General features: G+C 71.7%; 19 protein-coding genes. 14 read left to right on the top strand and 5 right to left on the bottom strand.

Annotated elements, in window-relative coordinates; genetic code table 11:
• The first annotated feature begins 26 nt into the window (after nucleotides 1–26).
• The 4 genes from ACZ7OH_RS37905 (at nucleotide 27) to ACZ7OH_RS37890 (ending at nucleotide 3,988) form a co-directional block, all read left to right on the top strand.
• Nucleotides 27–1,757: a CocE/NonD family hydrolase gene (locus ACZ7OH_RS37905; protein ID WP_470285280.1), complete on the top strand. Its 1,731-nt coding sequence runs from the start codon at nucleotides 27–29 to the stop codon at nucleotides 1,755–1,757.
• A gap of 22 nt (nucleotides 1,758–1,779) precedes the next feature.
• Nucleotides 1,780–2,568 (top strand): enoyl-CoA hydratase/isomerase family protein, encoded by a 789-nt coding sequence (locus tag ACZ7OH_RS37900; protein WP_470285279.1) that lies wholly within the window; start codon nucleotides 1,780–1,782, stop codon nucleotides 2,566–2,568.
• Nucleotides 2,569–2,669: 101 nt separating this feature from the next.
• Nucleotides 2,670–3,374, top strand: a complete 705-nt coding sequence (locus tag ACZ7OH_RS37895; protein ID WP_470285278.1) for a TetR/AcrR family transcriptional regulator — start codon at nucleotides 2,670–2,672, stop codon at nucleotides 3,372–3,374.
• 227 nt (nucleotides 3,375–3,601) lie between these two features.
• Nucleotides 3,602–3,988: a hypothetical protein gene (locus tag ACZ7OH_RS37890; RefSeq protein ID WP_470285277.1), complete on the top strand. Its 387-nt coding sequence runs from the start codon at nucleotides 3,602–3,604 to the stop codon at nucleotides 3,986–3,988.
• Here the strand turns inward: ACZ7OH_RS37890 and ACZ7OH_RS37885 are convergent.
• Nucleotides 3,962–4,570, bottom strand: coding sequence for a TetR/AcrR family transcriptional regulator (locus ACZ7OH_RS37885; RefSeq protein ID WP_470285276.1), 609 nt, complete (start codon nucleotides 4,568–4,570; stop codon nucleotides 3,962–3,964). The two genes, ACZ7OH_RS37890 and ACZ7OH_RS37885, sit on opposite strands and share 27 nt — an antisense overlap.
• 108 nt (nucleotides 4,571–4,678) lie before the next feature.
• Here ACZ7OH_RS37885 and ACZ7OH_RS37880 point away from each other — a divergent pair, with 108 nt between their 5' ends.
• Entirely contained in the window at nucleotides 4,679–5,182 is a 504-nt protein-coding gene (locus ACZ7OH_RS37880) for a nuclear transport factor 2 family protein (protein WP_470285275.1), read from the top strand.
• Nucleotides 5,183–5,191: 9 nt separating this feature from the next.
• Entirely contained in the window at nucleotides 5,192–6,142 is a 951-nt protein-coding gene (locus ACZ7OH_RS37875; RefSeq protein WP_470285274.1) for an NADP-dependent oxidoreductase, read from the top strand.
• Between the two features lie 25 nt (nucleotides 6,143–6,167).
• Here ACZ7OH_RS37875 and ACZ7OH_RS37870 read toward each other — a convergent pair whose 3' ends face one another.
• Nucleotides 6,168–7,154, bottom strand: a complete 987-nt coding sequence (locus ACZ7OH_RS37870; RefSeq protein ID WP_470285273.1) for an NADPH:quinone reductase — start codon at nucleotides 7,152–7,154, stop codon at nucleotides 6,168–6,170.
• Nucleotides 7,151–8,014, bottom strand: coding sequence for an enoyl-CoA hydratase/isomerase family protein (locus ACZ7OH_RS37865; RefSeq protein ID WP_470285272.1), 864 nt, complete (start codon nucleotides 8,012–8,014; stop codon nucleotides 7,151–7,153). The genes ACZ7OH_RS37870 and ACZ7OH_RS37865 overlap by 4 nt, the downstream gene beginning before the upstream one ends.
• 108 nt (nucleotides 8,015–8,122) lie before the next feature.
• On the opposite strand from ACZ7OH_RS37865, the gene ACZ7OH_RS37860 reads away from it, so the two are divergent.
• The 7 genes from ACZ7OH_RS37860 (at nucleotide 8,123) to ACZ7OH_RS37830 (ending at nucleotide 14,111) form a co-directional block, all read left to right on the top strand.
• Nucleotides 8,123–8,503, top strand: coding sequence for a winged helix-turn-helix transcriptional regulator (locus tag ACZ7OH_RS37860; RefSeq protein WP_470285271.1), 381 nt, complete (start codon nucleotides 8,123–8,125; stop codon nucleotides 8,501–8,503).
• Nucleotides 8,504–8,607: 104 nt separating this feature from the next.
• A complete protein-coding gene (locus ACZ7OH_RS37855; protein WP_470285270.1) occupies nucleotides 8,608–9,327 on the top strand; it encodes a dihydrofolate reductase family protein in 720 nt (239 codons plus the stop codon).
• 23 nt (nucleotides 9,328–9,350) lie between these two features.
• Nucleotides 9,351–9,704: a YciI family protein gene (locus ACZ7OH_RS37850; protein ID WP_470285441.1), complete on the top strand. Its 354-nt coding sequence runs from the start codon at nucleotides 9,351–9,353 to the stop codon at nucleotides 9,702–9,704.
• Entirely contained in the window at nucleotides 9,701–10,915 is a 1,215-nt protein-coding gene (locus tag ACZ7OH_RS37845; RefSeq protein WP_470285269.1) for an RNA polymerase sigma factor, read from the top strand. The genes ACZ7OH_RS37850 and ACZ7OH_RS37845 overlap by 4 nt, the downstream gene beginning before the upstream one ends.
• 66 nt (nucleotides 10,916–10,981) lie before the next feature.
• Entirely contained in the window at nucleotides 10,982–12,028 is a 1,047-nt protein-coding gene (locus ACZ7OH_RS37840) for a ferritin-like domain-containing protein (protein ID WP_470285268.1), read from the top strand.
• Between the two features lie 101 nt (nucleotides 12,029–12,129).
• The gene (locus ACZ7OH_RS37835) at nucleotides 12,130–12,810 is read left to right on the top strand and encodes a response regulator transcription factor (RefSeq protein ID WP_470285267.1); all 681 of its coding nucleotides are present in this window, start codon (nucleotides 12,130–12,132) and stop codon (nucleotides 12,808–12,810) included.
• Nucleotides 12,807–14,111 (top strand): sensor histidine kinase, encoded by a 1,305-nt coding sequence (locus ACZ7OH_RS37830; protein WP_470285266.1) that lies wholly within the window; start codon nucleotides 12,807–12,809, stop codon nucleotides 14,109–14,111. Before ACZ7OH_RS37835 ends, ACZ7OH_RS37830 begins: the two co-directional genes overlap by 4 nt.
• Here ACZ7OH_RS37830 and ACZ7OH_RS37825 read toward each other — a convergent pair.
• The gene (locus ACZ7OH_RS37825) at nucleotides 14,108–15,316 is read right to left on the bottom strand and encodes a DUF1501 domain-containing protein (protein ID WP_470285265.1); all 1,209 of its coding nucleotides are present in this window, start codon (nucleotides 15,314–15,316) and stop codon (nucleotides 14,108–14,110) included. The genes ACZ7OH_RS37830 and ACZ7OH_RS37825 overlap by 4 nt on opposite strands.
• Entirely contained in the window at nucleotides 15,313–16,614 is a 1,302-nt protein-coding gene (locus ACZ7OH_RS37820) for a DUF1800 domain-containing protein (RefSeq protein WP_470285264.1), read from the bottom strand. The genes ACZ7OH_RS37825 and ACZ7OH_RS37820 overlap by 4 nt, the downstream gene beginning before the upstream one ends.
• A gap of 207 nt (nucleotides 16,615–16,821) precedes the next feature.
• Between ACZ7OH_RS37820 and ACZ7OH_RS37815 the strand changes: the two genes are divergently transcribed.
• Nucleotides 16,822–19,977 (top strand): family 78 glycoside hydrolase catalytic domain, encoded by a 3,156-nt coding sequence (locus ACZ7OH_RS37815; protein ID WP_470285263.1) that lies wholly within the window; start codon nucleotides 16,822–16,824, stop codon nucleotides 19,975–19,977.
• The last annotated feature ends 12 nt before the right edge of the window (nucleotides 19,978–19,989 follow it).

Here is a 19,989-nt window from a genome sequence, read left to right as displayed (position 1 = left end):
GCGCCCCGCTGAAGGGAATTCGGAGCATGATCGAGGAACGCGACATCCTGGTCACCATGCGGGACGGCACGCGGCTGGCGGTGGACGTCTACCGCCCGGACGCGCCGGGCGGGCACCCCGTTCTCTACGCGAGTGCGTTGCACAACAAGGACATCCAAGGTCCCGACGTCGCGGACGTGCTTCCGCCCCAGCCGGCGCACGCGCCCCTGTGGTTCGGGCCGATCGAGGCCGGGGACACGCGGCGGTTCGTCGCCGACGGCTACGTGCACGTCATCGCGCAGCCGCGCGGATCGGCGAAGTCCGAGGGGCACTACGGCGACGAGGACACCGACCACTACGACCTGATCGAGTGGATCACGCAGCAGCCGTGGTCCGACGGCAACGTCGGGATGGTCGGTATCTCCGGCTACGCGGGGGAGCAGTGGCGCGCCGCGGCGCAGGGTCATCCCGCGCTCAAGGCCATTTTCCCTTACGACGCCTGCAGTGCGTACGGCGGGATGTTCGGGTTCCGCGACCTGCACCCCGGCGGGGTGCTGCACACGTTCCCGTACCTGCTCGACGTGTTCAGCACCGTGCACGAGCCGCGGGACCGGCCCGGCCCACTGCCGGACGAAGAGGAGGCGCTGTGGCGGAAGGCCATGGCGAACCCCGACTTCAAGCAGTACGTCAACCTGTACAACATCCTGACCCAGAAGGGCCAGCGCACTTTCGTCATGTACCACGCCCTGACCCATCCGTGGGAGGCGGACGGCGTGGTCGAGCAGGCCGAGGAAATCTTCGAGAAGATCAAAATCCCGTTCTACACCGGCTCAGGGGCCTACGCGTACACGTACAAGCTCCACTGGCTGGGCGCACAGCACTACTTCCGGAACGTCGACCAGCCGAAGAAGCTGATCTTCACCGGACCGGCCCACGTCGAGCGGCCGTTCCACCAGTACCACGACGAGATCATCCGGTGGTACGACCACTGGCTCAAGGGCGTCGACACCGGCATCATGTCCGAACCGCCGGTGCGCTACTGGCTCATGGGCCGCAACGAGTGGCGCACCGGTGAGGACTGGCCGCTGCCGCGGACGGAGTGGACGAAGTTCCACCTCGGCGCCTGGGAGTCCCTGAGCGTCGAGCCCCCGCGGCCCGCCGCCGAGACGGGCGAGTCCGCGCGGAAGCCCGACGTCTTCACGCAGATGCCGCTCACCAGGACGAAGACGGTCGAACGCCTGCGCTACCTCAGCGAGCCGCTGCCGCACGACCTGACGGTGGTGGGTCCGATCAGCCTCACCCTCCACGCCGAGATCGACAAGCCCGACACGAACTGGATCGTCGTCCTGAAGGACGTGGGTCCGGACGTGTCCGTGCGGACGGCGCGTGAAGGGGAACGCGACCTGCCCGCCGATCTCCCCGAACGGGAGCTCACCCGCGGCTGGCTCAAGGCGTCGTACCGCGCGCTGGACGAGGAAAGGTCCACGCCCTGGGAGCCTTTCCACGAACTGACCCGCGACTCCATCGCCCCGGTCGAACCGGGAGCAGTCACCGAGTACCGGATCCAGATCCTCGCGACCGCCAACACGTTCCGGACCGGGCACCGGATCTGCCTGGAGATCACCAGCGCGGACGTCCCGACCGGAACCGGCGCCATGAGCGGCGTGGAGTACATCCCCTACCACGTCACCAGCAGCGAGACCGTGACCCACCGCATCTACCACGACGCCGACCGGCCGTCGCACCTCCTGCTCCCCGTCATTCCCGAAGCGGCCTGAGAACCCAGTGAAGGAGAGCAGCATGGGCAGCGTTCGATTCGAGCAGCAGGGCGGCATCGGCCGGATCCTGCTCGCGGATCCGCCCCACAACCGCGTCGGAACCCGGTACGCCACCGACCTGCGCGACGCCGTGCACGCCGCCGGTGAGAGCGATATCCGCGTGCTCGCCGTCGTCGCGGAAGGACCGAACTTCAGCCTGGGCGGTGACGTCCGCGAGTGGCCGGGCAAGGACGGCAACTGGTTCCGCACGTTCGTCCGCGAGGTCGCCACGTCGTACCGGGCGATCGAGGCCTTACGCGTGCCGACCGTGGCGGTCGTGCGGGGCCTCGCGTTCGGCGGCGGCTTCGAGCTGGCGCTCGCCTGCGACTTCCTCGTGGCCGCCGACACCGCGGTGTTCCGGTGCGTGGAAGTCACCACGGGCATGCTGCCGGTCGCCGGCGGCGTCCAGCGGCTGGCCGAACGCGTGGGCCGGGCGCGTGCCCACCGCTTCGCCACCCTCGGCGAGCCCATCCCCGGGACCTCGGCGGGGGAGCTCGGGATCGCCACCCACGTGGTCCCCGAGCCGCGGCTCGACGCCGAGGCCGACGCACTCGTGCGACGCCTCGCCGTCGGGCCGACGCGCTCGTACGTCGCCACCCGGACGTTGCTCAAGGTCTGGTCCGGCGGGGGTGTCGCGGCCGCTGACGAAGTGGTTCTCGACGTGGCCATGGAGCTGTACGACGGCGCGGACGTCCAGCGCGGTTTCGTGAACACGGCCCAGGCTTTCGACGCCGGCGTCGAGCCACCCGAGATCGAGTTCGCCGGCAGGTAGGTGCCGGGACAACGGAAAGGTCGCTCCTGGGTGTGTCCACAATGGTCGACGGCGACGAACTCGCGCCCCGGGCCACCGGGCCCGCGGTGTTAGGGTTCGGCATGGCATCGAGAAGCACGTCCGCCGCCGGGAAGCGGCCGGAGCAGGGCGCTTCGACGGAGGCCGGACGACCGCGCCGGCGCGCGGAGCAGCAGCGATCGCAGGCCACGCGCGAGACGATCCTCTCCGCGGCCTTCGCCGAGTTCGCCGAGAAGGGCTTCGAGACGGCCAGCATCCGCGGCATCGCCGACCGCGCGGGCGTGCAGCACCCGTTGATCACGTACCACTTCCCGAGCAAGGACCTCCTGTGGCGCGCGACGGCCGAGGCGACCTTCGCGCGGATCAGGCAAGAGTGGGACGAACAGGCCGTCCGCGACGCGGGCCTGGACCCGCTGGAGCGACTGCGCGCGGAGTACGGGGTGCTGTTCCGCCACACGGTCCGGTTCCCTGATTTCCACCGCTTCATGCGTCAGGAGGCGTCCACCCACAACCCGCGCCTGCGGTGGGCCGCCGACACGGTCCTCAAGCCCCTGCTCGACCGGCTACTGCCGCAGATCGCGGCCGCCCAGGACCACGGCCTGCTGCCCGAGGTCGAGCCGATCCTCTTCCACTACATGATGGTCAGCCTCACGGCGACCCTGTCGGAGTTCGGTCCCGAGATGGAGGTCACGAGCGGCGTGCCGGCCGACCGGACGGACGTCGCCGACGCGTACTGGGGCCTGGTCGACCGGATCGTGTTCGCGGCCGTGGACGAGTCCCGGGAGTGAGCCGGTCTCGTCGGCGAGCCAGTCCGGGTCATGCGGCCCATCCTCGAACACCCTGCGGATCTCGGCGACCGGGTACTTCCGCAGTCGGAAGCGCAGGTCCTTTCAGCGGGACTTGGGACCCGATTCGGCCCGGACGCGTATGGAACCGAGCCGATCGCGAATGGTCCTGCGCGTCCGGCGGTGGTTCAGTCGTCAGGTCCGGCGTGCACCACCGAGGGAGGAAACCGATGAGGAGCATGGCGATCGTGCTCGAGGAGCTGCTCAACGAGCGGGACACTCCGGTGGAAGAGGTGATGGCCAGGCATTTCACCCCCGCCTACCGGCAGCGGACCGGCGGTGTCTGGGCCGAGTGGCCGGCGATCGCGCGGAACCTCGCGCACGTCCGCACGATGGTTCGCTCGGTGAAGATCGACCTGCTGGACGAGGTGGTCCGCGGAGCCGCCTACGCCGACCGCCACGTGCTCACGATCGAGATGCGCGACGGTACCCGGCAGGTGCGGGAGTCCTATGTGTTCGGCAAGTTCGCGCCGGACGGCAGGTTCGAGACGATCGAGGAGGTCACGCTCGTGGACCCGGCCGAACCTCCCTCAGGGAGCCGTGACGTCGGTCTGTGACCGGGTCAGGCGCCGTGCCGCCTCCACGACGAAGGCTCGCCTGCGGGCTCGCTCGTCGGGGTCGTCGGCCTCGGCGCCGGTCAGCATGGTGGCGAGCTGCGGGACGCTGAACCACCACGCCGCGAGCCCGATGACCATGAACATGAGGTGGCCGGCGTCGATGCCGCCGGCGACGGACCCGTCGGCTTGGGCCTGGGCGGTGGCGGCGACCTTGCGGCTGTAGTGCTCGACGCGCGCGGTGGCGTTGACCGGCGGCGCGCCGCGCAGACCTTCCCACAGCAGCAGGCGCGCCAGTTCGGGGTGGCTGCCGTAGTAGTCGAAGGTGCGTCCGGCGACTTCGCCCATGTCGCCGAAATCCACGCCCTCCGGCGTGACGACGCGGGAAAGTTCCTCCAGCGCTTCGGTGAGCACCTCGTCGAAGAGGGCGTCCTTGTCGCCGAAGTAGGCGTAGAGCCGTTCCTTGTTGACGCCGGCGCGGGCGGCGATGCGGGTCACGGTGGTGCCGTCGGACCCGTGCGCGGCGAACTCGACCATCGCGGCTTCCCGCAGCAGGCGGCGCGTGTCGTCGACGGTTCGCTTCATGCCCGGAGGTTAACACCGACGCCAACGTTGCCGTTGGCGACAGCGCGGTGTTACGTTAGAACCAACACCAACGTTGGCGTTGGCGCAATGCGAGACAGGAGACTGCCGATGAAGCCGAGTGAAGCGACGGCTTACACCGACCGGGACGGCGTCGTGGACGCGGTCACGCGGATCGTCGAGGGAATCGACTTCGGCGACGAGGAGCTGCTGCGGTCCGCCTTCACCGAGGACGCCGTGTTCGACCTCGGGGGCATCGACCACAGCATCCACGTGTTCGAGCCCTACGTCGGCCGCGAACAGGTCGTCGAGACGCTGATGCGGACCGTGGGAACCGCGATGGACACCTTCCACGCCTTGGCCAACATCCGGGTGTGGGTGGACGGCGACACCGCCGCGCTGACCTGCTACCTGATCGGGCAGCACCACCGGAGCGGCGAAGGGCCGTCGGTCGAGTTCCAGGACCACCTCCTGCTGGGCAACCGGTTCGAGACCGAGCTCGTCCGCGATCACGACCACGTCTGGCTGGTCCGCCGCAACCGGGTCAGCTCGCGCTGGTCGGTGGGCAATCCCGCGGCCGCCAGGATCCCCGCCGCAACCGCGATCGGGAATTGAGGACTGCTCATGCGGGCGATCGGCCTGACCGAGTTCGGCGGCCCCGAGGTGCTGCGGGTGATCGACTTGCCCGACCCTGTCCCGGGCCCCGGTGAGGTGCGCGTCCGCGTGCACGCCGCGGCGGTCAACCCCACCGACACCATGCTGCGCGCCGGTGTCGTGAAAGCCTGGTTCGAGGGCCGCCCCGGCCCCTACGTGCCCGGTATGGACGCGGCCGGCGTGGTCGACGCGATCGGCCCGGACACCGACACCTCGCTCCGGGCCGGGGAGCCGGTGATCGCGATCGTGCAGGCCTACGGTCCCCGCGGCGGCGCCTACGCCGAACTCGTCGTGGCGCCGGTGGAATCGGTGGTCCCGATGCCCTCCTGCGTGGACTTCCCCGCCGCGTGCACGCTATTGATGAACGCCCTGGCCGCCCGGCTCGCGCTGGATTCGGTCGCCGTGCCGGCCGGCGGCACCGTCGCGGTGACCGGAGCGGCCGGCGCCCTCGGCGGGTACGCGGTGCAGCTGGCCAAGACCGAGGGACTGCGGGTGTTCGCGGACGCCTCGGAGGCCGACGTCGGGCTGGTGCGGAAATTGGGCGCCGACGAGGTCGTGCCCCGGGGCGACGACGCCGCCGCCCGGTTTCGCGCGCTCGCGCCCGACGGCGTGGACGCCGTGATCGACGGCGCGGCGCAGCACCAACTGATCGTCGCGGCGGTCCGCGACGGCGGCGGGCTGGCCGTCGTCCGCGGCTGGGACGGCCCGGTCGGCCGCGATGTCCGGCTGCGCAAGGTCTTCGTCGCCGATGCGGCGACCGATCACACCCGCTTGCTTCGGCTGCGCGATCAGGCAGCGGCGGGGGAGCTGACGCTGCGGGTGGCCGACGTGCTGCCGGCCGACCGGGCCGCGGACGCCCACCGCCGGCTGGCCGAGGGCGGCGTCCGCGGCCGTCTCGTCCTGGACTTCACCGCTTTCTGAGACCTGCTTGGTGTGGAAAGGATCGTCAGCGCAGGTCGAGCACGACCTTGCCGGTGATGCCGCTCTCGACCGCTTCGTGCGCGGCCGCCACGTCGTCGAGGGCGAAGGAGTGCACGGGCAGGGGCGAGAGCAGCTTCTGTTCCAGCGCCGCGGTGATCTCCGTGGCCGCGCGCAGGAGTGCCTCCCGCGGTTCGGTGAGGAACAACGCGAACCTCAGCACGAGGTTCGGCCACATCAGCCGGAACACCGGCAGGGTCGGGTCCACCGGCTGCGCCGCGTAGGTCACGATCGTCGCCCCCGGGGCAGCGACGGCCAGGTCCAGCTCGAGGTTGTCGGTCAGGGCGACCTCGACGATCCGGTCGACGGGACCGGCTCCGTCGAGGATCTGCCGGGCGGCGTCGGCGTCGCGGTAGTTCACGACGAGGTCCGCGCCCGCGGCACGGGCGAGCGCCGCCTTCCCGGGTCCGCTGACGGTGGTCACGATCCGCGCGCCGGCGAGCTTGCCGAGTTCGATCGCGTAGTGGCCGACGGCGCCCGCTCCGGCCGCGACGAGCACGGTGCGGTCTTTCGGTGAGCCGTCGGCGTGCAGGCACCAGTGCGCGGTCATCGCCGGAATGCCCAGACTGGCGCCCAGTTCGTCGGACGTCCCCTCCGGCAACCGGACCGCCTGGTCGGACGGCACCACGGTCCACTCGGCGGCGGTGCCCCACGGCGTGCCGGAACCGGCCATCCAGAGCCACACGCGTTCGCCGATCCGGCTCGGGCCGACGCCCGCGCCGACGGCGTCGACCACGCCCGTTCCGTCCTGGTGCGGGATGCGGCCGCGGTGCTCGCCGACGGCGCCGAAGTCCTCCGGTGCGGAGTTCGTCCGCATCCACATGTCGCCGGGGTTGATCGCCGAGAGCGTGACGCGGACACGCACCTCGCCGGGGCCGGGTTCCGGCCGTGCGACGTCGAGCACCCGCAGCACGGTTTTCGCGGGGCCGTTGGTGGTGAAGAAAGCTGCCTTCATTGCTTCGTGGTCTCCGAGGTGGGCTGGAGAGTGGCGCTGATGCCGCGCATGACCGACTCGAGGTCGCGCTCGCCTTCCGGTGTCTGCACGCCGCGTTCCAGGGCGCGCGTCATGAGCTGGGCGGGCAGCGGCCCGCTCACCAGCTCGGCCCACGCGTCGTGCTCCGCCTTCAGGCCGTCCGCCAGGTCCGTCGGCGGGACCAGCCGCTTCGCCGCGGCGATGAGCTCCGGGGAGAGCGCGGCGATCTTCTTCGCCACCTGGTCGACGACTTCGTCGAGCTCGGCCGCGGGCACAACGCGGTTGATCCAGCCGTAGGCGGCGGCCGTGTCGGCGTCCACCAGGTCCCCGGTGAGCAGCAGTTCGAGAGCGCGGTTGCGGCCGACCCGGTCGCGCAGGTACTGCGTTCCCCCGCCACCCGGGACGATGCCCATCAGCACCTCGGTCTGACCGAGGCCCGCGGTCTCCCTCGCGGCGAAGGTCAGATCGGCCGCCGCGACGAACTCGGCGCCGCCGGCACGGGCCTTGCCGGCGAGCTTGACGATCGTGACCTGCGGCTGGTGCCGGAGCAGTTCACCGACACCCTGGAACAGGTTGGCGTCCGGGTTCCGGTCCGCGATCTCCTGTAGCTGATCCATCTCGTCGAGGATGTGGATGTCGACGTGGGCCAGGAAGAACTCCGGGTTGGCGCTGGAGAACACGACGACGCGGACCCGCCGGTCGTCGCGCAGCGCGCCGAGCACCTCGTGCAGTTCGCGGATCAACGTCCCGCCGAGGACGTTGACGGGAGGGTTGTCCAGCACGATCCAGGCGACGCCCGCGTCGATGGTGACGGCGAGCGTCGAGTACGTGTCCAGGTCCACGGGGGTCCCCAAGGTTGTCGATGAGCCAGTAGGTTTGCGATGCATACCCACACTGGTCCAGGCGTCGAGAATGATCAATAACGCACTTTTGGAGAACCAAGGATCCCCATGGACACCACCTCGCCCCCCGAAGCGCCGCGGTTCAGCGCCGACTGCCCGAGCCGCCCGATCCTCGACCAGATCTCGGACAAGTGGTCGATGATGACCATGGAGGTGCTGGAACAGTCGACGCGGTTCAACGAGATCAAGCGGCAGCTGGACGGCGTGACGCAGCGGGTGCTCACCCAGACGCTGCGCCGCCTGGAACGCAACGGCCTGATCCGGCGCCGGGTGCTCGAGACGTCGCCGGTCGGCGTGGAGTACTCCCTCACGCCCCTGGGCGAGTCTTTCCGCGGGCCGTTCATCTGCCTGCTCAGGTGGACGATCGAGCACAGCGGCGACGTCGTGGCCGCGCAGAACGAGTACGACGAGCGCTCATCGGCCCGCTGACGAAAAAACAGGTTTCCCCGCGTGTGTCGAGAACGGACGGTCGGCTCCGACTGAGGGGCATCGGCGGCCGAAAGGGGCCGCCCGGCACGACTGGAGCACGAACGATGACCAAGGTGACCGCGCAGATGTCGGTGTCCCTCGACGGCTTCTACACCGGACCGCGGGACAGGCACGCCCCCGACGACATGAGCGGCTGGATGCGGGGCCCCGAAGCACCCGGGTTCTTCCGGGTCACCCGCTGGGCCGTCGACGCCATGGCCTGGCGCGAGCGGCAGGGCTTCGCCGGCGGTGAGCGCTCGGTCGACTCCGAGATCGTCGCGGAGACGTTCGCGGCCGCCGGGGCCTACGTCATGGGCCGGCGCATGTTCGACGCCGGCGAGGTCCCCTGGGGCGACGAGCCGCCGTTCCAGGCCCCGGTGTTCGTCGTCACCCACCGCCCGCGGGAGGTGCTCGAACGTGCGGGTGGCACCTCCTTCACCTTCGTCACCAAGGGCGTCGAACGGGCCGTCGAACTGGCCCGGGACGCCGCCGGCGGCAAGGATGTGGCGGTGGCCGGTGGCGGGGAGCTGCTGCGCCAGGTGCTGGCCGCCGGGCTGCTCGACCAGCTCGAGCTGCACATCAGCCCGGTGCTGCTGGGTGAGGGCCAGCGCCTGTTCGACTCGAGCCTCCGGCTCGGCGCGGACGACGGCATCGAGCTGGTCCCGGCTCGGGTCGTCGAGGCGCCCGGGGTCACCCACATCCGCTATACCGTCAGCGGGCGGTCGAAGCTGGTGCTGGACGACCGCGGCGCCAGCGGCGACCTGGTCGCGTCGGCCGGGCAGTGAGAGAGGAACGACCCGTGAAGTACATGCTGCTGATCTACGGCAACGAAGAAGCCTTCACCTCGGTGGGCGCGGAAACCCTCGCCGAAATCATCCGCGAGACCGACGCCCTCAACCAGGAGCTGTACGAGTCCGGCGAGCTGATCGGCGCCTACGGCGTCGCCGACGAGGTGAACACCAAGATGGTCCGGGTCACCGACGGGACGCCGGTGATCACCGACGGCCCCTACGCCGAGGCCAAGGAGTTCCTGGGCAGCTTCTCGATCGTCGACTGCGACAGCCTGGAGCGGGCCCTGGAGATCGCGGCCCGGGCGCCGTCGGCGCGGTACTGGGGTGTCGAGGTCCGGCCGCTGATGGACGAGGCCGACGTCGCGCCGTGACCGATTGGCAGGCCGTCCGGCGGCTGGTCCCGGAGGTCCTCGGCGTGCTGGTGCGCCGATACGGGCTCTTCGACGCCTGCGAGGACGCCGTCCAGGAGGCGCTGGCGGAGGCCGCGGCCCAGTGGCCGGTGCGCGGCCGGCCGGAGAACCCCCGGGCTTGGCTGGTGACGGTGGCCTCGCGCCGTCTGGCCGACCAGGTGCGCAGTGACGTCGCCCGCCGCCGGCGGGAGGAGGCCGATGCCCTCCGCACGCCCCCTCCCGCCGGTGGCGACGCCGCAGCCGGCGACGACACCCTCACGCTGCTGTTCCTGTGCTGCCACCCGGCGCTGACGCCGTCGTCGCAGGTCGCGCTGACCCTGCGGGCCGTCGGCGGGCTGTCGACCGTCGAGATCGCCCGGGCCTTCCTGGTGCCCGAGGCGACCATGGCGCAGCGCATCAGCCGAGCCAAGCACCGCATCAAGGCGGCGGGAGCCCGGTTCGAGCTGCCGCCGCCGGCCGAGCAGGCGGCGCGGCTCGGCGTCGTGCTCCAGGTGATCTACCTCGTCTTCAACGAGGGCTACACGGCGACGGCGGGGGCGCGGCTGGTGCGGGCCGAGCTGACGGCCGAGGCCATCCGGCTCGCCCGCGAGCTGCACCGGCTGGTCCCCGGCGACGGCGAGGTGGCCGGGCTCCTGGCCCTTCTGCTGCTGACCGAGGCCCGCCGCGCGGCCCGCACGGCCCCGGACGGGTCGCTGGTGCCGCTGAGCGAGCAGGACCGGACGCTGTGGGACGCCGAGGCGATCGCCGAGGGCGTGGCCCTGGTGACCGACACGCTGCCGAGGGGCCCAGTCGGCCCGTACCAGCTCCAGGCGGCCATCGCCGCGGTCCACGACGAGGCACCCACCGCCGACGTCACCGACTGGCCGCAGATCCTGGCCCTGTACACGGTTCTCGAGCGCGTGGCACCCAACCCGACGGTGACGCTCAACCGGGCGGTGGCGGTGGCGGAAGTGCACGGACCCGCGGCCGGGCTGGCCCTGCTGGAGGCCCTTTCGGCCGACGAGCGCATCTCGGCGTCCCACCACCTGGTGTCCGTGCGGGCCCACCTGCTGGAGCTGGCCGGCGACCACGCGGCGGCACGCGCCGGCTACCGCGAGGCGGCCCGGCGCACGACCAGCGAGCCGGAGAAACGCCACCTCCTGACCCGCGCCGCGCGGCTGGGAGACGGCTGACTGTCACAAACCGCGGGGGCGTCCTGTCCTGTCTGGCGACACCGACCTGACGAACCGGAGTACCGCATGGACAGCCGTGGCGCCCACGCCATCGACACGCTCGACGATCTCCGCCGCCACCTGCAGTGGGCGATCGAACTCGAGCACGCGACGATTCCTCCCTACCTGTGCGCGCTCTACTCGCTGGACCCGGCCCGCAACCCCGAAGCCACCCAGGTCGTGGGCACGGTCCTCGCCGAGGAGATGATCCACTTGGCGCTGGCTGCGAACCTGCTCAACGCCGTCGGTGGCTCGCCGAAGCTCGACACGCCGGACCTGCTGCCGCCGTACCCGCATCCGCTGCCCCACGGCGATCGGTCCGTGCACGTCCACCTGGCGCCGTTCGGCCCCGAAGCGCTGGAGTTGTTCCTGCGCATCGAACAGCCCGCGTCGGCGGACGCGCCGCCGCAGACCGACGAGTACCGGACGATCGGCCAGTTCTACGCCGCCATCGAGCAGGGGTTGCGCGCCCTGTGCGACAAACTGGGCGAGGAGCAGGTGCTCACCGGCGACCCGGCCCGCCAGATCGGTGAGCTCCACCTCCGCGGCGGCGGGGGTGAAGTGATCCCGGTCCACGACCTGAAGTCCGCGTCGGCTGCGCTGGCGGAAATCGTCGAGCAGGGTGAAGGGGCCGCGCGCACCGACGTGTGGGACGGCGACCGTGACGTCTTCCACCCCGAGCGGGAAGAGGTCGCGCACTACTACCGGTTCCAGGAGCTGAAGGCAGGCCGCCGCTACCGCACCGGCGACACCCCGCGGTCCGGCCCGACCGGCGAGGAGATCGCGGTCGACCTCGACGGCGTACTGCCGATGCGGCCCGACCCGCGCACCGCCGATTACCCGGAGGGAAGCCCGATCCGCGTCGCGCAGGAGGAGTTCAACCAGACCTACAGTCTCCTGCTCTACCAGCTGGAAGAGGCGTTCACCGGCAGCCCGGGCGGGATGATGGGCGCCGTCGGCACGATGTTCGGCCTGCGCAAGCAGGCGCTGGCGCTGATGACGATGCCCACCGGCGACGGGAAGACGACCGCGGGCCCGACGTTCGAGTACGTGCCCCCCGAGCGGCGGAACTGAAGCACGGGCCGTGGTGCGGAAAGGGACACCGCGGCGGATGGTGGTCCGATGTGGACACTCGGGACGTGGCGAGGTGCCCCGCGCGCCTCTAAGCTGACGCGGTGGACGAGCTGACCCCGCCGCGCATCCTGGTGATCGAGGACGCGGAAGCGATCCGCGTGTCGGTCGAGTCCGCGTTGGCCGGAGCGGGGTTCTCGGTGCGGTCGCGGCCCGACGGGGCCGATCTGGAGGCGGAGCTGACCCGCGCCCGCCCGGACCTGGTCGTGCTGGACGTGATGCTGCCCGGCCGGGATGGCTTCGAGCTGCTGCGGGTGATCCGGCGGGCCTCCGCCGCCGGGGTGGTGATGCTGACCGCCCGCGACGAGGTCGAAGATCGCCTGCGCGGGCTCGGCGAAGGCGCCGATGACTACGTCGTCAAGCCGTTCGTGCTCGCCGAACTGGTCGCGCGGGTGACCGCGGTGCTGCGCCGGACCGGGCGCACCCGCCCGGCCGTCGAGATCGGCGACCTCGTCATCGACGTCGAAGGCGGGCGGGCCCGCTACGGCGGCGCCGACGTCGAGCTGACCTCCACCGAGTGGAAGGTGCTGCTGTACTTCGCCCGGCACCGCGACCGCGTGGTCTCCAAGACGCAGGTCCTCACCGCCGTGTGGGGCTACGGCGACTACGCGCCGAACCTCGTCGAAGTCAACGTCAGCACGTTGCGCCGCAAGCTCGAAGCGCACGGCCCGCGGGTGCTGCACACCGTGCGCGGCCAGGGGTACGTCCTGCGCGGTGCGGCGTGACGGGCCTGCGGACGGCGTCGCTGCGCCGGCGGGTCACCGTCACCGTGCTGGTGGTGCTGGCGGTGGTCCTGGTCGCCGTCGGCCTGGTCGTGGACACGGTGTTCCGCGCGCAGGCCGAGCGGGACGTCAACGGCGTGCTCACCGCGCGCGTCCAGCTGGCGCAGCAGCTGGCCAAGCAGAACGTTTCTCCGCAGAACCTGTTGCGGCGCGTCGAGACGCGCGGGGTGCAGGGGTCGCTGACCCTGCCCGACGGCTCGTTCCTCGGCGCGGCCGGCCCGCCGCCGGACACGCGGATCCGCCAGGTGCGCGCGACGCTGTCCGGGCCGGCCCGGATCGACGGCGCGAAGCTGACGCTCACCGCCGACGAGTCCCTGATCTCGGCGGCCGAGCAGAGCCTGCGGTGGGTGCTGCTGGCCACCGGCGTCGCGGCGCTGGTCGTGGCCGCCGTCGCGCTGCTGCTGGCCGTCCGGTTCGCGCTCGCGCCGCTGGACGCCATGACGCGGCTGGCCCGCTCGATCGTCTCCGGCGGCCGGGGCGGCCGGCTCGCCCCGGAGCGGACCGGCACCGAACTGGGGCGCGCGGCGGCCGCGTTCGACTCGGCGCTGGACGCCCTCGAGGGCGCGGAGCAGGCGGCGCGCACGTCGGAGGAGCGCACGCGGCAGTTCGTCGCGGACGCGGCCCACGAGCTGCGCACCCCGCTGGCCGGCGTGCAGGCGGCGGCGGAAGCATTGCTGCAGCAGCCGGCGGACACCCCGCACGAGCAGCGGGAGCGGCTGCAGCTGCTGGTGGTCCGCGAGTCCCAGCGAGCCGGCCGGCTCGTGGCCGACCTGCTGGACCTGGCGCGCCTCGACGCGGGCGCCGAGCTCGAGCGGACGCCGGTCGCGCTGCGGGAGCTGGCGGCCGCGCAGGCCGAGCAGGTGCGGCTGACCGCCCCGGAGGTGACGGTCGAGATCACCGGCCCGGACACGGTCGTCTTGGGCGACCGGGCGCGGCTGACGCAGATCCTGGCCAACTTGGCGGGCAACGCGGTCCGCGCGATGGCCGGCCGCGGAACGCTCACCTTGGAGGTCACGGGCGACGGGCTGACGGTGACCGACACGGGCCCGGGCGTACCGGGTCCGGAGCGCGAGCGCATCTTCGACCGCCTGGTCCGGCTGGACGCGGCCCGCGGCGAGGGCGGGTCGGGCTTGGGCCTGCCGATCGCGCGTGGCTTCGCCCGAGCCCACGGGGGCGACCTGTGGTGCGAGGCCGCGCCGGGCAGGGGAGCGCGGTTCCGGTTGACCGGGTTGCCGCCGGCCTAGGCGAACAAGCCGTCCATTCGTCCACTGTGGCCGGTGAGGACCTTGCCCGCGTCGATCCCGAGCACGTCCTCCAGCACCGTCGCGTAGGCGTCCCGGAAGTCCGTGGTCAGCTTCAAATCTCCGTTGTCCAGGTCGGTCAAGCTCGGCTCCGCTCCGTGGAAGCCGCCCTTCACGCGAGGGCCCAGCACGAACATCGGGCCCGCCGTTCCGTGGTCGGTGCCCTGGCTCGCGTTCGCCGTCACGCGCCTGCCGAACTCCGAATACACCAGCACCGTGGCCTGCTTGCCGCGGTCGGACTTCGCCAGGCGCTGGGCGAACGGGGTCAGTGCGCCGTCCAGTTCGGTCAGCAGCCGCTGCTGGGTGCCGCGCTCGTCGGCGTGCGTGTCGAAGCCGCCCAGCGACACCGAGTACGCCCGCGTCGGCACGCCCGCCTCGATCAGTCCCGCGACGACGTCCAGCTGGGCCGCCAGCTCGCCCTTCGCCTTCTTCCCGTTCTCGCCCGGCTTCCCCAGGGTCTGCACCGCCCGGTGCAGGTCGGTCACCGACCGCGCCGCGCGCGCCTGCCAGAAACCCTCGCCCGGCTGGGGCGCTCCGAGGTCCTGGAACGCCTTGCCCAGCGCGCCTTCCGGAAGTTTCAGCCCGCCCACCGGCAGTGACGCCGCCGCGGTCCGCTCCCCGGCCAGCAGCGGCGGCAGCACCGGGTCGACCGACACCGCGCGCAGCGGGTCGTCGCCGGTGGCGTCCAGCCAGCGTCCCAGCCAGCCGGTCGGCACCGACGTCTCCGGCGACGCCGTCTGCCAGATCGCCATCGACCGGAAGTGGCTGTGGTCGGGCTTCGGATAGCCGACGCCGCGCAGTACGGCGAGCTGACCGCTGTCCCACAGCCCCTTGAACCCCTTCATCCCCGGGTTCAGCCCGAGCCCCTCGCCGAGGTCGAGCACCTCTTCCGGCCGGTAGGCCAGCTCGGAGCGCGCGTTCTGGTAGGCCGGGTCGCCCGCGGGCACGACGGTGTTGAGGCCGTCGTTGCCGCCGTAGAGGGTGACGACCACGAGCACCCCCGCGTTCGGGTCGAGCGGGTTCTCCTGCGCGGCCGACATCAGCCGGCCCCAGTCGACCTGCGTGGCGCCGGCGGCCAGCGCCGCGGCGGCCGTCACGCCGGTCGCGGTGAGGAACCTGCGACGGTTCACCTGCTGCACGATCGTCACCCGCTCACTACGTATTCGGGGGCACAAGCGGCCACTGTGGACAGTTGGCGGACGTTGCCGCCGACGCCGGCCAGCGCGGCGCGGGTCCGGTCCGACCACGCGTCGACGCCGAGCAGGTCGCCGATCGCCGCGGCCTTGTCCCGCGCCTTCGCCACCGCGCCGAGGTCGGCGTGCTCGGCGACGAGCTGCGCCGCGTGCAGACGGGCCACGCCCGCCGACGTCGTCAGCCAGGCCCCGCCGGCCGCCCAGCCCCCGACGCTGGGCGGCTGGAACGGCACCTGGCCCATGCCGCGCAACGCCGCCAGCAGCTGCGTCCGCGTCTTGTCGTCGAGCTTCCCCGGCCGGACGCCGAGGGCACGCAGCAAGCCGGCCAGCCACTCGACCGGCTGCTTGACCAGCGACGTCGCGCTGTCGTGGAACGCCGGCTCGTCGGTGATCGCGCGGAGCAACGCGCCGATGTCGCGGCGGCTTCCGTACGCGGCGACGAGGCGGTTGAGCGTGTCGGCGGCCGGCGGCGTCGCGGACACCAGCCGGAACCAGACGCGCCCGGCGACGAACGGCGCCGACTCGGGCCGGCTCAGGACGAGGTCCACAAAGGACTGCGCGTCGAAGTCGCCGCTGGTGCCGAGGATCCGCTTCACGCCGTCGTCGTGCCGCTTGGCGACCAGCCGGGACGCCGGGTCGTCGCGCTGGGCAGTCCAGCCGGTGAGGGCGCGGGCGGCTTCGCGGACGTCGTCCTCGGTGTAGTGCCCGACGCCGAGGGTGAACAGCTCCATGAACTCGCGGGAGAGGTTCTCGTTGGGTTTGCCCGCCTTGTTGCTGTTGCCGTCGAGCCACAGCAGCATCGCCGGGTCGACGGCCATCGCGCGGGCCAGGTCGGTGAAGCTGCCGAGCGCGTGCTCGCGCTGGGTCCGGTTCTGCGCAAGCATCAGCTGCGGGCTGCGCACCTTCTGCTCGCCGGTGGCGAAGTGGCCGTGCCAGAACCAGGTCAGCCGCTCCACGGACGCGAGGTCGGCGGCCACCATCCGGTCCAGCCACCAGCCCACGGCCTGCGTGGATTGGGCCTGGGTCTGCTTGCGGGCCTGCTGTTTGGCGGCCGGGTCGGCGTTCTTGCCGGGTTTGTCCGCCGGCGGGCCGGGATCGGGCATCGGCGTCGCGGCCGCGCCGGCGTCCGGCCCGCCGCCCAGCAGCCGGTCGCGGGTCTCGGCGAACCCGCGGTCGAGGTCGCCGGGCCGCGGCCCGAAGCCGAGGCGGTCGTGCAGCCGCCGGACGACCGCTCGTTCGGAAAGCACCACCATGCCTTAGATGGTGGAACCCGCGACGGGCCGCGGCGACCACCCGGCGGGTTCTTTAAGCCGATCCACAGCTTCCCGGCGACGTTCTGTCTCGTGGACAACCTTGGGGAGCCAAGATCACGCTGCTATCATGCTTTGAAACGTTTCAAGGATCCGTATGAACATCCGCGGCACAGCTGACGACGAAGTCGACTCGCGAATGGAGTGTTCATGTCCGGTCACCGCTCGAGGCTCGTGCTCCTGGCCGCGGTGTTGGCAACGGTGTTCACGCCATCGCCGAGCAACGCGGTAGCGGAGAGCCCGACTGTCCAGGTTTTCGATCTGCGCGCCGGGAACGTCGTCGACCCGCTGGCGGTGAGCGGCGCGCCGACCTTGAGCTGGAAGCTGCGCTCCGGACGGCCCGGTGAGCGGCAGACGGCGTACCGGATCCTCGTCGCCACCAGCCCGCGGCTGCTCGCGGCGAACCGCGCCGACGTCTGGGACAGCGGCAAGGTCGCGAGCACGGAGTCGGTCGCCGTGCCCTACCGCGGGCCCGCGACGGCCGTGGGGCAGCGGAACTACTGGACGGTCGACGTGTGGGACGCCCGCGGGAACGGGCCGGTCCGGGCCGAACCCGCGTGGTGGGAGACCGGGCCCGCGCGGCCGGCCGACTGGGGCGGCGCGCAGTGGATCACGCCGGACACCGGGGACGCCTACCGCTGGCAGGACTTCGTCCTCGACGTCGACTTCACGATCAAGTCGGCGGCCGCGAGCGTGGTCTTCCGGGCCGCCGGACCCGACGATTTCCTGATGTGGCAGGTGAACGCCGCCGAGACACCGGGAAAGGTGCTGCTGCGGCCGCACGCGAAGAGCCACGGATCGTTCACGCTGCTGGGGGAGACCGACCTCAGCGCGGTGATCACTCCGCAGACCGCCGCCGCGCCGCACCACCTGCGGATCGAAGCGCGGGGGAGCACCGTCGTCACGGCCGTCGACGGCACCGAGGTGGACTCGCGGCCGGTCGACGCGGTGCGCGCGGGCACCATCGGGTTCCGGACCTCGGTCAGCCAGGGCACGCCCGAGGCGGCCGCCTACGACAACCTCGCCGTGCACGGCCTCGACGGCACACCGCTGTTCTCCGACGACTTCTCGGCCGCGCCGGACGCCCGGTTCCCCGGGGCGGCGGTCACCGACGGAAAGCTCGAGCCGCAGGGCGATCCGCTCCTGCTGGCCCAGTCGCCCGACGCGCCGTTGCTGCGTCACGAGTTCGTCCTCGACAAGCCCGTCGCGAGCGCCCGCGCCTACGTCTACGGCCTCGGCTTCTACGAACTGCACCTCAACGGCGGCAAGGTCGGCGACCAGGTCCTGTCGCCGGGCAGCACGCCCTATGACAAACGCAACCTGTACGACTCCTTCGACGTGACCATTCAGGTCCACAAAGGACTCAACGCCGCAGGACTTTGGCTGGGCAACGGGTACGGGCCGCGCTTCAGCCAGTACGGCTTCCGTTGGAGCGGCCCGAAACAAGGCATCCTCGCCCTCGTCGTCACCTTCGCGGACGGCACCCGCCGGACGATCACGACCGACGAGGCCTGGCGCTGGTCCGACGGCCCGGTCACCGCCAACGACCTCTACGCCGGCGAGAGCTACGACGCCCGGCAGCAGCGGGACGGCTGGGACCGCCCCGGCTTCGACGACTCCGGCTGGCACCCCGTGCGGGTCACGAGCGCGCCCAGCGCGTCACTCACCGGCTCGGTCGCACCGCCGATCCGCGTGGTCCGCACGATCCGGCCGGTCTCGGTGCAGCAGCCGCGTCCGGGCGTGTTCGTCTACGACTTCGGGGAGAACTTCGCGGGCTGGGCGCAGCTGAGCGTCGCCGGGCCGGCCGGGACCACCGTGCGGATGCGCACCGCCGAGGAGCTCGCCGCCGACGGGATGCTCGACACCACGACCAACCGCAACGCCGCGTCGACGGATTCCTACACGCTCGGCACCGCGCGCGGAGTCCAGGTGTACGAACCCCGGTTCACCTACCACGGTTTCCGCTACCTCGAGCTGACCGGCTACCCGGGGACGCCGGACCTCGGGAGCGTCGCCGGCCGGGTCGTGCACGCCGACGTCGCCGCCACCGGGCACGTCGAGACGTCCGACCCGCTGCTGAACACGATCTGGGTGAACAACCGGCGCGCGGTGCTGAACAACTCGATGAGCCTGCCCACGGACAACCCCGTGCGGGACGAGCGGACGCCGCCGGGCATGGACGTGCAGGCCTACCACGACGCGTCCGTCCTCGACTTCGGCATGGACACGTTCTACGGCGAGTACCTGCTCGACCTGCCACCCGGCACGGCTCTGCCCAGCGACGACGGGAACGCGCAGCTGCCCGACATGGGCGGCGGCTCGGTCGACCTGGCGTGGTCGCTCTACGAGCAGTACGGCGACCTCCCGCGGCTCGCTGCCGCGTACCCGGCGATGAAGGCCTTTGTGGACACAAATGCGGCCGCCTACCCCGGTTTCATCTGGCCCGAAGACCGCGGGTTCGGCGACTGGTGCCCGCCCGACCGGAGCCCGAACGCGAACGGGGGACAGGGGGACCCGGCCGCGGGCGCGTGCTTCAGCGAACGCTCGCTGGTGAACACGGCGTTGTCCTACCGGCAAGTGGAAGACGTCGCGAAAGCCGGACAGGCACTGGGAAAGAGCGACGACGCGAGTCACTTCGCGGACTTGGCGAAGGCGATCGCCGCCGCGTTCAACGCCCACTTCCTCGACGGCGACACCTACGGCGACGGCCGCCAGACGAACGGTGTCCTCCCGCTCGCCTTCGGCATCGTGCCGCCGGACAAGGTGGCCGCGGTCGGCGCGAAGCTCGTCGACACGATCCTGAACCACGACGGCGGCCACCTCGACACCGGCATCTTCGGCACCCGCTACCTGCCCGAAGCCCTGGCGAAAGCCGGCCGGATCGACGTCGCTTTGACCATTCTCCGCCAGAAAACTTATCCGGGCTTCGGGTACGAGATAACGCGCGGTGCGACGACACCGTGGGAACAGTGGACGTACGAGTCCGGCATGGAAACCCACGACCACGCGATGTTCGCCGGGATCAACGCCGCCTTCTACACGCAGTTCGCCGGCATCACGCCCGCGGCGCCCGGGTACGCGTCGATCGCCATCGCCCCGCGAGTGCCCGCCGGGCTCGGGCACGTCGCGGCGTCGATCGACACGGTCCGCGGGCCGGTCGCCTCCGAATGGACGCAGACCGGCTGCCGGTTCGACCTCACCGTCACCGTGCCCGCCAACACGACCGCCACCGTCACCCTGCCCACGGGGCAACGGATCCCGGTCGGCTCCGGCACGTCGAAGTTCACCGCCCGCCACTGCGCCTGACCCCGGAGGACC

It is taken from the genome of Amycolatopsis sp. NPDC114478 (assembly GCF_055633805.1).
Note: the sequence above shows the minus strand (reverse complement) of the source record. Positions and strands in the feature narration are given on the sequence as shown.